Annotated in this window: 11 protein-coding genes; 6 read left to right on the forward strand and 5 right to left on the reverse strand. The window is 66.5% G+C overall.

Annotation, left to right across the window (positions count from 1 at the left end; all coding sequences use genetic code 11):
• The first annotated feature begins 35 nt into the window (after positions 1 to 35).
• The 3 genes from VCS63_RS16210 to VCS63_RS16220 are packed head-to-tail and all read left to right on the forward strand — an operon-like array spanning position 36 to position 3,156.
• Positions 36 to 1,718 carry an alkaline phosphatase family protein gene (locus VCS63_RS16210; RefSeq protein WP_149064344.1) on the forward strand — a complete coding sequence of 561 codons (1,683 nt, stop codon included), beginning with the start codon at positions 36 to 38 and terminating at the stop codon, positions 1,716 to 1,718.
• Between the two features lie 10 nt (positions 1,719 to 1,728).
• Positions 1,729 to 2,181, forward strand: a complete 453-nt coding sequence (locus VCS63_RS16215) for a cupin domain-containing protein (protein WP_253636980.1) — start codon at positions 1,729 to 1,731, stop codon at positions 2,179 to 2,181.
• Positions 2,182 to 2,184: 3 nt separating this feature from the next.
• Positions 2,185 to 3,156 carry a Bug family tripartite tricarboxylate transporter substrate binding protein gene (locus VCS63_RS16220; protein ID WP_063960818.1) on the forward strand — a complete coding sequence of 324 codons (972 nt, stop codon included), beginning with the start codon at positions 2,185 to 2,187 and terminating at the stop codon, positions 3,154 to 3,156.
• Positions 3,157 to 3,200: 44 nt separating this feature from the next.
• Here VCS63_RS16220 and VCS63_RS16225 read toward each other — a convergent pair whose 3' ends face one another.
• From VCS63_RS16225 to VCS63_RS16245, 5 genes are all read right to left on the reverse strand, one after another.
• Positions 3,201 to 4,499, reverse strand: coding sequence for an acyl-CoA thioester hydrolase/BAAT C-terminal domain-containing protein (locus VCS63_RS16225; RefSeq protein ID WP_042793998.1), 1,299 nt, complete (start codon positions 4,497 to 4,499; stop codon positions 3,201 to 3,203).
• A 9-nt stretch (positions 4,500 to 4,508) separates the two neighbouring features.
• On the reverse strand, positions 4,509 to 5,495 hold the full coding sequence (locus tag VCS63_RS16230) for a Bug family tripartite tricarboxylate transporter substrate binding protein (RefSeq protein WP_042793999.1): 987 nt from the start codon (positions 5,493 to 5,495) through the stop codon (positions 4,509 to 4,511).
• Between the two features lie 246 nt (positions 5,496 to 5,741).
• A complete protein-coding gene (locus VCS63_RS16235) occupies positions 5,742 to 6,299 on the reverse strand; it encodes a DUF1415 domain-containing protein (protein ID WP_042794000.1) in 558 nt (185 codons plus the stop codon).
• On the reverse strand, positions 6,296 to 7,765 hold the full coding sequence (locus tag VCS63_RS16240; protein ID WP_063642476.1) for a M20 family metallopeptidase: 1,470 nt from the start codon (positions 7,763 to 7,765) through the stop codon (positions 6,296 to 6,298). Before VCS63_RS16240 ends, VCS63_RS16235 begins: the two co-directional genes overlap by 4 nt.
• 246 nt (positions 7,766 to 8,011) lie before the next feature.
• Positions 8,012 to 9,637: a methyl-accepting chemotaxis protein gene (locus VCS63_RS16245; RefSeq protein WP_063642475.1), complete on the reverse strand. Its 1,626-nt coding sequence runs from the start codon at positions 9,635 to 9,637 to the stop codon at positions 8,012 to 8,014.
• A 170-nt stretch (positions 9,638 to 9,807) separates the two neighbouring features.
• Between VCS63_RS16245 and VCS63_RS16250 the strand changes: the two genes are divergently transcribed.
• The 3 genes from VCS63_RS16250 (at position 9,808) to VCS63_RS16260 (ending at position 13,780) form a co-directional block, all read left to right on the forward strand.
• Entirely contained in the window at positions 9,808 to 10,311 is a 504-nt protein-coding gene (locus VCS63_RS16250; protein WP_063642474.1) for a sigma-70 family RNA polymerase sigma factor, read from the forward strand.
• Positions 10,308 to 11,270 (forward strand): FecR family protein, encoded by a 963-nt coding sequence (locus tag VCS63_RS16255; protein WP_323880392.1) that lies wholly within the window; start codon positions 10,308 to 10,310, stop codon positions 11,268 to 11,270. The genes VCS63_RS16250 and VCS63_RS16255 overlap by 4 nt, the downstream gene beginning before the upstream one ends.
• A 113-nt stretch (positions 11,271 to 11,383) precedes the next feature.
• On the forward strand, positions 11,384 to 13,780 hold the full coding sequence (locus VCS63_RS16260; RefSeq protein WP_323880393.1) for a TonB-dependent siderophore receptor: 2,397 nt from the start codon (positions 11,384 to 11,386) through the stop codon (positions 13,778 to 13,780).
• Positions 13,781 to 13,834 lie beyond the last annotated feature (54 nt).

Below are 13,834 nucleotides of genomic sequence, written 5' to 3' on the forward strand. Positions count from 1 at the left end.
ATTCCTGCATGCCCCATCGGAGACAGGAGCCTAGCATGACCCGAGGCGTGAAGAACATTCTCTTCATCATGTGCGACCAACTGCGCTACGACCATCTTTCCTGCTTTGGCCACCCCACGCTGAAGACGCCGAACCTGGATGCGCTGGCGGCGCGCGGCATGGTCTTCGACCGCGCCTACGTGCAGTCGCCCGTATGCGGTCCGTCGCGCATGAGCTACTACACGGGCCGCTACGTGCATGCGCATGGCGCCAGCTGGAACTTCGTGCCGCTGAAGGCGGGAGAAATGACCATAGGCGATCATCTGCGGCCGCTAGGCGTGCGTTCCGTGCTGGTGGGCAAGACGCATATGCGGGCAGACCTGGCCGGCATGTCGCGGCTGGGCATCGACCCGGCGTCGGTCATCGGCCGCCGCATTGCCGAGTGCGGCTTCGACGCCTACGAACGCGACGATGGCATCCATCCATACTCCGGCCACGATCCCGACCCGCGCTACAACGACTATCTGCGCGCGCAGGGGTACGGCGGCGACAATCCCTGGGAAAGCTGGGCCAACTCCGCCGTGGACACGGACGGCACGGTGCGTTCGGGCTGGTTCCTCAAGTATTCCAACCTGCCCGCGCGCGTGCCGGACGAACACTCGGAGACGCCGTACATCACGCGCCGGGCGATGGACTTCATCAGCGAAGCCGGCGAACAGCCGTGGTGCCTGCACCTGTCCTACATCAAGCCCCACTGGCCCTATCTGGCGCCGGCGCCCTACGCCGGCCTGTACGGGCCGGAAGATGCGTTGCCGGTGGTGCGCAATGACGCCGAACGGGCCGATCCGCACCCCGTCTACGCCGCGATGATGAAGCACCGCGTATCGGCAACCTTCTCCGAGCCCGGTGTGCGCGAGGCCGTCATGCCGGGCTATATGGGACTGATCAAGCAGATCGACGACCAGCTCGGCGTGCTGTTCCGCTTCCTGGAAGCGCGCGGCCTGTTCGACAACACCATGATCGTTTTCACGTCCGATCACGGCGATTATCTGGGTGATCACTGGATGGGAGAAAAGGACCTGTTCCATGAACCCGTCATCCGCGCGCCACTGATCGTCTACGACCCGGATCCCCGCGCCGACGCGGCACGCGGCACCCGTTGCGCGGCCATGGTCGAAGCGATAGACCTGGCGCCGACCTTCCTGGACGCCTGCGGCGGAGTGCCGGTGCCCCACGTCATGGACGGACGTTCGCTGCGCCCCCTGTTATTCGGTCAGACGCCGCCGGATTGGCGCGACCACGTCATCTGCGAATACGACTATGCCTTCCAGGATTCGCGCATCACGCTGGGCACGCCGGCACGGCAGGCCTGGCTGCGCATGGTGCGCGACGAGCGCTGGAAGTACGTGATGGCCGAGGGCTACCGGCCGATGCTCTACGACCTGCTGGAAGACCCCAATGAATTCGTCGACCTGGGCGCCTCGCCCGCGCACGAAGCGGTGCGCCGGCGCATGGAGGATCTGCTGTTCCGCTGGGCGCGCCAGCCCCGCCAACGCGCCACCGTGGCCGACGGCACCATCGAGTCCATCGAGGTCCAGCCTCGCATTTCCGAAGGCGGCATCCTGATCGGCTATTGGGACGAAGCCGACCTGGCCCGCGCCAGGCAAACCTTCAAGCCACGTTTCGCCTCATCCAACCCGCTCGTGAAGCCGACGCTGGATCGGCTGTCGCAATCCTGAGGAGTGCAGCATGATTCTCGAAACCCCAGACATCACCCGCGCGCACGCCGGCCTGGACGGCGTCTCCTGGAACATCCTGGGCCAGGTATACGTGCCCAAGCAAGTCAGCCTGGACAGCATTTCCTGGCACGCCACTTTTCCCGAAGAGTCCTTCGTGCCACCGCACGTGCACCCCAACCAGGACGAGTACATCTTCGTGCTGCAGGGCCGCATCGACCTGCTGCTGGACGGCAAGAAAACCTCTGCCGGCCCGGGCGATCTGGTGCGCATGCCCCGCGGCGTTCCGCATGCCTTCTTCAACAATTCCGGCGTTCCCGCCACCGCGCTATTCTGGGCGGCGCCCGCAGGCAAGCTGCTTGAGCTTTACCGCCGCATCCACAACATGTCGAGTCCGGCGGAAGTGGTGGCCGTGGCGCCGGAATACGACGTGATCTTCATGCCGCCTGTTTCGTCCGCGGCCTGAACCATGCGCCGCCGCACGCTATTCAAGGGCCTGTCCGCCGCCCTCGCCTGTACCCTGCCGTGGTCCGCCAGGGCCGCGTACCCGGACAAACCGCTGCGCATCATCGTGCCGCTGCCCGCGGCCAGCCCTCCCGACGTGCTGGCGCGCGTCATCGCGGAAAGGCTGCAGCGCCTGTGGGGGCAGCCGGTGGTCGTCGAGAACCGGCCGGGCGCGACCGGCATGATCGGCCTGGACGCAGTCGCCCGCAGCGCCCCGGACGGCTACACCGTGGGCATCATGTTCCTGACCCACACCGTGCTGCCCGCGCTGTTCGGCAAGGTGTCTTATCGCACCGACGGCGATTTCGCGCCGATCGCCAACCTGGTGTGGCTGTACAACGCCTTGCTCGTCGCGCCAGGCAGCGACTATGCCGACGTCCGCAGCCTGGTCGAGCAGGCCAGGCGCCAGCCCGGCAAGCTCAGCTACGGTTCAGGCGGCAACGGCTCACCCGCCCATCTGCTGGGCGCGGCCTTTTGCCAGGCGGCGGGGATAGACATGCTGCACGTGCCCTTCAAGGGCCCCGCCGAAGCGGCGCAGGCGCTCATGGGCGGCTATGTGCAGACCATGTTCGCCACCGCGTCCGTCGCCGTGCCGCTGGCGCAGTCCGGCAAGCTGCGCGCCCTGGCGGTCACGCGCGACGGCCGCATGGACGCCCTGCCCGGTGTGCCCACCTTGGCCGAGGCCGGGGTGCCCGCGTTCGACCTGAAGGAGTGGGAAGGCATCGTCGCGCCCGCGGGCACGCCGCCAGAGCTGGTCGCCAAGTGGAACGGCGCCATGACGGCCATCCTGGCCGACGCCGGCGTGCGCGAACGGCTGGCCGGCCTGGGCATGGAGGCCGCCCAGGCCAACAGCCCGGCCGAATTCGCGGGGCTGATACGGGGCGAGCTGCAGCGCTGGTCGGCATTCGTGTCGGAACAGAAACTGCGCAACGGATGAAGCGGGCGTGCCGGGCAACGGACGCCCGCCCGCTCGCCCAAGGCCTATCTGGCCACGCCTCCCACCCTGCCCAGGAAATCCAGCACCGCCAGATAGGATCCTTCATTGCCTGCCGCGTTCGCGCTGGGCGTTCCGCCCGCGTCCAGCAGCAGGCCGGACATCGCGTGCGGCTTGCTGATCAGCGTGGCGGGCAGGCAGGGATAGTGCACATGGTGGCCAGCACCCATGCAAACGTGGTGGAACGTAGGCAGGCCATGGGCCTGCCGACGGCGCATGACGATTTCCGAGTACGCGGTGCTGGGCCAGAAGCCATCATCGGATGCGCTGACCAGCATGACGGGACCGGGATAGTTCTCGACCGGGATGCGGGCCCGCTCAAACGCCGCGCTGTCGCGCGTGGCGCTGAGAAAGGCGTGCGTCTGACGATACGGCGGCTGGGACGCATAGGCCGCGTCCCAGTTGGCGCTGGCGTTGTCCTGCCACAGGTGCGGCAGGGGTGCGCCGGCCTTGGTCCAGACCTGCGCGTCGCGGCCGGTGCCGGGCGCCCCCGCGCTGACCACCCCGTGCATGACGGGCGACGGCACGTAGGCGACCACCGCGCTGACCAGATCCGGATAATGCGAAGCCACCAGCAGCGAGGTCTCGCCGCCGCGGCTGATGCCGGACAGCGCTACGAAGCCGTCGCGCGGCGCGAGCTCGGCGCGCGCCCAGCGCAGCGCATGCTCGAAGTACTCCAGCGGCATGTCGTTCAGATACTTGGGGCGACCCTCGTAGTTGAAGATGGCCAGCGCCAGGCACTGGTAGCCGCGGGACGCGAAAAGCGCGGCGCGGGGCGCGTTGACGCCGCCTGACGAGCCATTCATGTAGATCACCAGCGGATGCGGGCCGGGACCGGCTGGCGTGTAGAGTTCGCCCGACACGGTCATGCCGCCGACCTGCTCGCGCACGGCGCGGTGGGTCACGCCCTCCGCCTGGAACTCCTGCACCAGGGTTGCCGCGGCAGTCAGGCGGCCATCGCTGGCTTCGATGCGGATGGCAAGCGGCTCGGTGCGGTCCGGCGGAAACACCACGCTGGCGACGTCCTCGCACGCCATGGACCAGGCGATGCCCATGGCCGAGGGCTCCGCGTAGCTGCCGGACACGGGGCAATCGCGGGCCAGGTCCAGGGCGCCGTCGTGGCCAGCCACGAACACGGCTTGCGATCGCCACGGCGCGCCGCACATGGTCATGCTGGCCGTCACGGTGATGAAAGCGTAGGCCGGAAATCCGCTCACGCGGATCTCGCGCGCCACGTCGATCAGGGCGCGTTCCGGCGTGACGGTAATGCTGGGTTGTTCTGCCACGATGGCTCCTTAGCTCTTCAGGTCGGTCTTGGGCACGCCGTTGGCCTTGATGACCTGGGCCCACATGGCGGATTCATCCGCAATGACCTTGTCCAGATCGGCCGAGGACGTGAACTCCACGGTCACGCCCTGGTCCGCGAACTGCTGAACCAGGCTGGGATCACGCGTGCCTTCGCGCACTGCGTTCTCCAGCGCGGCGACCACGGGCGCGGGCATCGCGGCCGGACCGGAGATCATCATGCGGGTGTAGAGCTCGAAGCCATCCAGCCCGGCTTCCTTCATGGTGGGCACGTCCGGCAGGCTGGACAGGCGCTTGTCCGATGTGACCGCCAGCACCTGCAGCTTGCCCGACTTGATGTTGGGCATTGCCGAAGTCGGAAAGTCGAAGGTGCTCTGCACCGTGCCTGCCATCAGGTCCAGCAACGCAGGGCCGCTGCCCTTGTAGGGCACATCCTGGAACTGCGTGCCGGTCTTGGACTGGAAATGCAACAGCGCCAGGTGATTGATCACCCCTCGCCCCGCATGCGCGCAGGTGATGTCCCCGGGCTTCTTCTTGGCCAGCGCGATGAACTCCTGCACGTTTTTCACGCCCAGGTCGGGGTGCACGATCAACAGCATGGGCGACTTGCCCATGGAGCCCAGCTGCTTGAAGTCGGACGGCTGGTAAGGCAGGTTGTTGTAGAGCAAGGGGTTCAGGATCATGCCGTTGGTGCCGGCGAAGCCCAGTGTGTACCCATCGGGCTCCGCGCGCGCCACCGCCACCGTGGCAATGATGGCCTGGCCGCCGGGGCGGTTTTCCACGATCACGCTCTGCTTGAGCGTCTTGCCCATGCGCTCGGCCAAGGCGCGCGCCGCAATGTCGGTCAAGCCGCCGGGGGCAAAGCCCACCAGCAGGCGCACGGGACGCGTCGGGAAGGTGTTCTGGGCCCAGGCGGGACGCGAGATCAGGGGTAGCGCGGCAAGCGCGCCCAGGGCATGGCGGCGGGTGAATCGCATACAACTCTCCAGGCAAGGACAACGCCCCCGCGCCCGGGAAAGGCCACGGGGCAAAGCAATCGAAGGGAAAGGACGCGCGCCGCTCACCTTACGGCGAGCTGTCACGGCGTCAGTATGTTGTATGCAATACCGCGGACCGGCTATCTAGGGATATCCCGAGGCCTTGCATGGAAGGCAGCTCGGGGATTTCGCCCTGCGGTATTTATGTCGCGGTATTTGGTATGCGATCCGATGAAGCGCAGGGGCTCAGGCCTTGGTCATCAGTTTCTTCCACCCTTCCAGCCCCAGGCGCCTCATCGTGTCGATGTTCTTTTCATAGATTTCGGCTGCGTCCGGGAAGGACTCCACCGCGCGATCAATACTGTCCTCGCGCAACAGGTGCAGGATGGGATACGGCGAACGGTTCGTGTAGTTGTCGATATCGTCCGGCTGCGTGTCCGCGAACTGGAAGTGCGGATGGAACGTGGCGACCTGCAGCTCGCCCACCAGGCGCATGCGCTTGAGCAGGCGGTCCGACAGGTCTTCGAAGTCGTTGAACTCCAGGAAGTCGTCCAGCGCGTCCGGGATGATCAGCAACGTGGTGTCGATCTGCTCCGGATCGGCCTCGGCCAGCAGCGCCAGCTCGTCCTGCAGGTCGGTAAGCACGCCTTCGGCGTCGGTGGCGTCACTGACGGCAAAGCGGATCTGGTCCTTGACCTGCACCGCCTTGGCGAAGGGACAGAGGTTCAGGCCGATCACGGCCTGGTTCAGCCATTGCTTGGTCTCGGCGACCACGTTGGCGTAGGCATCGGAAGTGGAAATCATGCCGGCATTGCCGCCATGGTCTGGGCCACTGCCGCGGTCAGCTTCTTGCCGTAGGGCACGTGCAGGAATTCATTGGGGCCGTGGGCGTTGGACTTGGGGCCCAACACGCCGCAGACCATGAACTGGGCCTTGGGGAAGCCCTTCTGCAGAATGCTCATGAGCGGGATGGTGCCGCCCTGGCCGATGTAGCCGCAGGACGCGCCGTAGTACTGCTGCGAGGCGGCATCCAGCGCCTGGGTCAGCCAGGGCGCGGAGGCCGGGGCGTTCCAGCCGGTGGCGGCGCCTTCGTTGGCCTTGAAGATCACCTTGGCGTTGTAGGGCGCGTCGGCCTCCAGCAATGCCTTGATTTCCTGCGAGGCGGCCACGGCATCCACCAGCGGGGGCAGGCGCAGCGACAACTTGAAAGCGGTGCGCGGACGCAGCACGTTGCCGGCGCTGGACAGCGGCGGCAGGCCTTCCGCGCCGGTCACGGACAGGGTCGGACGCCAGGTGCGGTTCAGCAAAGCCTGTTCGGGTTCGGTCGTCATGGGCAGCACGAAGCCGCCGTCGGCGCCGCAGCTCCAGGGGAAACGGCGCCAGACCTCATCGCCCAGGATGCGCGCGGTCGCGTGCACTTGCTCAATGCGTTCCGCGGGGATTTCGCAATGCAGGCTTTGCGGCAGCAGGCGGCCCGTGCCGCTGTCTTCGAGGCGGTCCAGCAGATGGCGCAGGATGCGGAACGACGACGGCACCACGCCGCTGGAGTCGCCCGAGTGCACGCCCTCGTCCAACACTTGTACTTCCAGCGTGCCTGACACCATGCCGCGCAGCGAGGTCGTCATCCAGAGCTGGTCGTAGTTGCCGGCGCCCGAATCCAGGCACACCACCAGGGCCACGTTGCCCAAGCGGTCGCGCAGCGCGTCCACATAGGGCAGCAGGTCGTAGCTGCCGGATTCCTCACAGGTTTCGACGATGCCCACACAGCGCGGCCGCGGAATGCCCTGCTTGTCCAGCGCCATGATGGCGGTCAGCGAGGCGTACACGGCGTAGCCGTCGTCCGCGCCGCCACGACCGTACAGCTTGCCGTCTTCCAGCTTGGGGGTCCAGGGGCCCAGGCCGGCGCGCCAGCCGGAGAATTCGGGTTGCTTGTCCAGGTGGCCGTACAGCAGCACGGTGTCGCCGTTGTCGCTGCGGGTGGCGGGCGCGTCAAAGAAAATGACGGGCGTGCGGCCCGGCAGGCGCACCACTTCCAGCTTCAGGCCCGAGACCTTTTGCGCTTCGACCCATTGCGCGGCGTCGCGCACCACGCGCTCGATGAAGGCATTCTTCTCCCAGTCCGCGTCGAAAGCCGGGCTCTTGGCCGGGATGGCGATGTAGTCGGTCAGCGCCGGGATGATCTCGTTGTCCCATTTTTCGTCCACGAACGCCTGCAAGGCCTTGGGGTCCAGGGTGGGAGGAAGAGCGTCTTCGGGGATGCGTGCGTTCATGGCGCGGGATCCTGTGTGCGGAGGGGGATAGGCAAACCGCTATTTTATGCCTGTGTGGCGCGGCCGGCATCTTTTGTCCCTGATTGTTATCGGCAATGGAAAAGGGTGCCGCCCCGGCCCGGGCATCTGGCCCAAAAACAATGCCCCCGACCGCAGACGCGTTGGGGGCATTGTTCCCGCTTGCGGCCGGCCGTGTCCGGGCCAGCCGCTATAGGGCCGCGATCAAGGTCGCGATCAGGCTCGCGATCAGGCGCCCAGCAAGGCCGGTTCGCCGTTGCGGCCCACGGCGGGCGCCTCGGCGTCGATCACGCGGCCGGTCTGCAGCTTGAACACGGCCACCGCTTCGCGCAAGCGCTGCGCCTGGGTTTCCAGCGACGCTGCGGACGCCGCGGCCTCTTCGACCAGCGCGGCGTTCTGCTGCGTCACACTGTCCATCTGCGACACGGCCTGGTTGACCTGCTGGATGCCCTGCGACTGTTCTTCAGACGCGCTGGAAATTTCGTTGATGATGTCCGTCACCCGGCGCACCGAAACCACGATTTCCTGCATGGTGGCGCCGGCGGCTTCCACCTGGTCCGAACCGACCGACACCTTCTGCACGGAGTCGTCGATCAGGCCCTTGATCTCCTTGGCGGCGGCAGCGCTGCGCTGCGCCAGGGCACGCACTTCGCTGGCGACGACCGCGAAGCCCTTGCCCTGCTCGCCTGCCCGCGCCGCTTCCACCGCCGCGTTCAGCGCCAGGATGTTGGTCTGGAAGGCAATGCCGTCGATCACGCCCACGATGTCGGCGATGCGGTTGGAGCTGTCGGCAATGCCGCGCATCGTGCCGACCACATCGCCCACGGCCTGGCCGCCACGCGTGGCCACTTCGGAGGCTGCCACGGCGAGTTCCGAGGCGCTACGCGAGCTTTCCGCGTTGTTGCGCACCGTGGAAGACAATTCGTCCATGCTGGCAGCGGTTTCTTCCAGCGAGGCGGCTTGCTGTTCGGTACGCGAAGACAGGTCGATGTTGCCAGCGGCAATCTCGCGCGCGCCCGTGTGGATTTCTTCCACGCCCAGGCGCACCGCCGACACGGTGCGGGCCAGGCTCTCCTGCATGCGCTTGACGGCGGCATACAGCACGCCGATTTCGTTGTTGCCGCGTTGTTCGATGCGGTTGGTCAGGTCGCCGCCGGCAATGCGGTCGAACAGGCGGCCCGCTTCATGCAGCGGACGGAACACGGAGCGGCCGAACACCGCGTACAGCCCCACCACCAGCACGGCCACGACTATCAGCAGGCCGATCAGCAGCGCGATGGCGCCATTGATGCGGGCGGAAGCCTCGCGGGCCACGCGCTGGCCGACCTCGTCGGCGTAGTCCACGTATTTCTGGATGGCGGCGGTAAACGTCAGGCCCAGCGGGGTCACTTTTTCGAGGTTGAGACGGTTGGACTCCTGTGCGTTGCCCGCGCGAATCGCCGCGATCATCGGCACGATGGCGTCACGCTGATAGACGTCGTAGGCAGCGAGCGCAGCGTCCAGCAGCGGCTTGCCCTGCGCCGAGGTTTCCGGCGTCTGGCGCACCAGCTGGATCAGTTCGCCGGCCTTTTTGGTATAGCCGTCCAGGCGCTGCATGCTGGCCAGGTTGTCGAGGCTCTTGCCTTCCATCAGCGCGGTCTGGGCCGCCAGCAGCACCAGGCGGGCGCGCAGCAATTCGGTGCCGGCGCCGTTCACGGCGTTGGCGCGCACCAGATTGGTGTCCAACAGTACTTCGATGGAATTGCGGTTGGAAGTCAGCTGCTGGTGGACGGCAATGCCAGTCAGCAGGAAAAGCGCGAAGAAAACGGCTAATGCGGTCGTCAAGACCGCGCGAATGCTGAGATTCTTGAACATAGGGGTCACTCCGGGTTGCGTATTGCGGCTACGTGTGCTTTACGACACGACGCAATGAAAAGTTAAATATCTCAGTTGATTGCATGGCTGCTTTTCCGTCCGAGCCCGCTTGTCCAATACAATTAACAACGATTATCATTTGCAATCTTTGGACCTGACGAGAACCCATCGTGACGGCGGCAACCCAGCCCACGGCGCACACCTTGAACACGCTCTACCGCGACCATCACGGATGGCTGGCGGGATGGCTGCGACGGCGGCTGGGCTGCGCGCATGACGCCGCGGACCTGTCGCACGACACCTATGAACGGTTGCTGAACTCCGGTCGCCTGCCCGAAACCGGACAAGCCCGCGCTTTTCTTGCCCAGATCGCCAAGGGCCTGGTGGTGGACCTGTTCCGCCGCCGCGCGTTGGAAACCGCCTATCTGGACGCCCTGGCCCGCCTGCCCGAGGCGCACATGCCTTCCGCCGAGGAACGCGCGCTGGCGCTGGAAACACTGACGGCCGTGGATGCCGCACTGGACGCCTTGCCCGCCCGCGCGCGCCAGGTCTTCATCCTGTCCCGCTTCGAAGGTCGGACCTATTCCGAGATCGCGCAAAGCCTGGGCGTGTCTGTAGCGCTGGTACGCAAGCACATGTTGCGTGCCGCCCAAGCCTGTCTGGCCGTGCTGTGAGCGCCAGGCACGGGGACATCCCCGAACCGATACTCGCGCAGGGCTTGGAATGGCTGGTCATTCTGTGGTCCGGTGAAGCCAGCGCCGATGAACGGGCCGCCTGGCAGCGCTGGCGCGCGGCCCACCCCGATCACGAACGCGCCTGGCAGCAGGTACAGCGCATCGATGCCCGGTTGACGGACGTATCGCCCGAAGCCTCGGCCCAGGCCCTGGCCCGTTCCGGCCGGCAGGCGGCCCGTCGCAAGGCGCTGCGCCTGATGGGCTGGGCGGCGCTGGGCGTCGGCACGGCGGGCCTGGCGGCGCATCGACTGCCCTGGCCCGCCTACATTGCGGACTACCGCAGCGCGGTAGGCGAACGGCGCGAGATCGCGCTGGAGGACGGCACCCGCCTCACGCTGAACGGGGATAGCGCGGTAGACCTGGCCTACTCTGCCGATGCGCGCCGTCTGGTCTTGCGGCGCGGCGATGCCTACATCGAGACGGGTCATGGACCCGCCGCCGCGGGCCGCCCCTTCTTTGTCACGACCGCCTACGGCGAGGTGCAGGCGCTGGGCACCCGGTTCAGCGTGGAGCAGCAACGCGACCGGATACGCGTCGGAGTGTATGAGGGCGCGGTCGAGATCCAGCCCTCCCAGGGCCGCGCCCTGCGCTTGGATGCGGGCCAGTCCGCCGCATTCACGCCGTTGGCCGCCGAACGCATGCCGGATTCGCTGCAACAGTCGCCGGGCTGGCTGCGCGGCCAGTTGGTGGCGGAACGCCTGCGGCTGGCCGACTTCCTGGATCAGGTCGGACGTCACCGGCGCGGCGTCATCCGTTGCGATCCGCGCGTGGCGGACCTGATCGTCTCGGGCGTGTACTCGCTGGACGATACCGACCGGATTCTGAGTTCCCTTGCAAGAGCCCTCCCCCTGCGCGTGTCCCGCTACACCGGATACTGGGTGGTGATAGAGCCCAGATAGCCCGCTCCCCCCAAGCCCAGAAAAAAATGTCGCGAAAACCGTAGCACTTTTTCTTTCTCGTTCGGGATACCTGCATACCCGCAGCATTCACGTCCGCAACGAGGAACCCCTACATGCACGCCCGCTCCACCCCTATGGCCGCCCGCAGCACGCTGGCCCTGGCCCTGACCGCCCTGGCGCTTGCCGCGCCCCCCGCCGCCTTGGCTGCGGGACCTGGCGCCCCCGCGCCCCAGGAGCGGGCGGCCAAGCGCTATGACATCCCGGCCGGCCCGCTGGACCAAGTGTTAAACGCCTACGCCCAGCAGGCGGGCGTGACCATCACCATCGACGGCGCACTGACCGCCGGCCTGCGCAGCCCCGGCCTGCGCGGGACCTATGGCCTGAACTCCGGCTATGCCGCCATCCTCGCGGGCAGCGGCCTCGCGGCTCGCCTGGAGGACGGCGGCTACGTATTGCGTCCGCTGCCGCCAGGCACGGGAGGGGTTTCCACGCTGGAGCCGGTCACCGTCCGCGCCTCGGGCGTGGCGCCGGACAGCTACGTTGCGGAGGAAACCCGTGCCGGCACCAAGACGGATACGCCCATCCTGGAAGTGCCTCAATCGATCTCCGTCGTGACCCGCGCCCAGATGGAAGCTCAGAACGCGCAGAGCGTGACCGAAGTGCTGCGCTATGTGCCCGGCGTAACGGTGGAAACCTACGGCGTCGATCCCAAGGGGTTCGACTGGGTAATGCTGCGCGGCTTCAACGCCCAGGCCACCAGCGACTACAAGGACGGCTTGCGGCAAGCCACTTCCGGCTACACGCTCTTTCGCAGCGAGCCCTACGCCCTCGACCGCATCGAAGTCCTGCGCGGCCCCTCCTCCGTGCTGTATGGCCAAGGCGACGCGGGCGGCGTCATCAACCGCGTCAGCAAGCTGCCATCGGCCACGCCCCACTATGAAGCCGAGCTGGAGTACGGCAGCTACCAGCGCAAGCAGGCCGCGGTCGACCTGACCGGTCCCGCGACCGAAGACGGCACCCTGCTGTATCGCGTCATCGGCGTGGCGCGCGACGCCAACACGCAATTCACCTACCCGAACGGTGACCGCATTTCCGATGACCGCCTATTCCTCGCGCCCTCGCTGACCTGGGCGCCTTCCGCCGCAACCCACTTCACGCTGCTGACGGAGTACCTGCGCGACCGTTCTGGCGGCACCATCGGCACGGTCACCGTCAACGGCAAGCCCACCAATCTGCGCAACGGCGATCCCAACTTCAACCGCTACGACCAGGACCAGAAGAGCATCGGCTACCTGTTCGAACATCGCTTCAACGATACATTGCAGGTAAGGCAGAACCTGCGCTACGGGCGCGTCGATTCAATCCTGGACAACCTGTTCCTGGCCGGCCTGACTCCCACTGGAATTGCCCGTACCGCGCGCCGCTACGACGAAAGCATGACCGCGCTGGCGCTGGACAACCAGGCGCAGCTCGACCTGCGCACGGGTCCGCTCTCCCATACGGTGCTGCTGGGCCTGGACTTCAACCGTAGCAGCGCGGACGTGTCGCGCACCATGGGGCCGGCGCCGAGCCTGAACCCCTTCGATCCGGTCTATGGCGTGGACGTGCCGACCCCGACCGTCCCACTGGCCAATTACCTGGAACGCACGCACCAGACCGGCCTCTATCTGCAGGATCAGATCCGCTTCGATGAGCGCTGGGTGCTGACCCTGGGCGGCCGCTACGACTGGTACAGCCAGAAGACGGAAAACCGGATACTGAACAGCGACACCGACCAGAGCGGCAGCCGCTTCAGCGGCCGCGCTGGCGTGAACTACGTCATGCCCAACGGCGTCGCGCCCTACGTCAGCTTCGCCCAGTCCTTCCTGCCCAACACCGGAACCTCGGCGCCCGCCAATGGCAGTTCAACGTTTGCGCCTTCGCGCGGCCGCCAGTGGGAAGGCGGCATCAAGTTCCAGCCTCCCGGGTCGAATGCGCTCTACACGCTGGCGGTCTTCGACATCAAAAAAAGCAACGTGCTAACCAATGATCTGCAAAACCCCGGATTCCAGGTCGCTTCGGGCGAGGTGCAATCACGCGGCGTGGAACTGGAAGGCAAGTTCAGCCTGGGCGACGGCTGGGACTTCACCGGGTCTTACACCTACGTGCGCGCCCGGATCACCCGCGCCAACAACGGCACTGAAGGCAACCGTCCTGCGCTGGTGCCGGAGCACAGCGCCTCGGGCTGGCTGAACTACACGGTACGCAACAGCATGCTGGCCGGGCTGAGCCTGGGCGCGGGCGTGCGCTACGTGGGCTCGACCTACGGCGACAACGCCAATACGCTGAAGATCGACGGCCGCACGCTGGTCGATGCGGGCGTGTCCTACGTGGTGGACAAGCACCTGACCCTGTCGGTCAACGCCACCAATCTGTTCGACAAGGAATACCTGGCAACTTGCTCCGACCTGAGCGATTGCTACCCGGGCAGCCGGCGCAGTGTCATCGGCCGCGTGAAATACCAGTTCTGAATACGTCGCGCATGAAAAATGCCCCACCGGCAACCGGTGGGGCATATGTGCGCC

Source organism: Achromobacter sp. D10 (genome assembly GCF_035282245.1).
Lineage (GTDB): Bacteria > Pseudomonadota > Gammaproteobacteria > Burkholderiales > Burkholderiaceae_B > Achromobacter > Achromobacter insolitus.

Bases quoted from the DNA above. Each gene is read 5' to 3' on its own strand.
- VCS63_RS16210 (WP_149064344.1), top strand. From the start codon at position 36: ATGACCCGAGGCGTGAAGAACATTCTCTTCATCATGTGCGACCAACTG.
- VCS63_RS16215 (WP_253636980.1), top strand. From the start codon at position 1,729: ATGATTCTCGAAACCCCAGACATCACCCGCGCGCACGCCGGCCTGGAC.
- VCS63_RS16220 (WP_063960818.1), top strand. From the start codon at position 2,185: ATGCGCCGCCGCACGCTATTCAAGGGCCTGTCCGCCGCCCTCGCCTGT.
- VCS63_RS16230 (WP_042793999.1), bottom strand. From the start codon at position 5,495: ATGCGATTCACCCGCCGCCATGCCCTGGGCGCGCTTGCCGCGCTACCC.
- VCS63_RS16235 (WP_042794000.1), bottom strand. From the start codon at position 6,299: ATGATTTCCACTTCCGATGCCTACGCCAACGTGGTCGCCGAGACCAAG.
- VCS63_RS16240 (WP_063642476.1), bottom strand. From the start codon at position 7,765: ATGAACGCACGCATCCCCGAAGACGCTCTTCCTCCCACCCTGGACCCC.
- VCS63_RS16245 (WP_063642475.1), bottom strand. From the start codon at position 9,637: ATGTTCAAGAATCTCAGCATTCGCGCGGTCTTGACGACCGCATTAGCC.
- VCS63_RS16260 (WP_323880393.1), top strand. From the start codon at position 11,384: ATGCACGCCCGCTCCACCCCTATGGCCGCCCGCAGCACGCTGGCCCTG.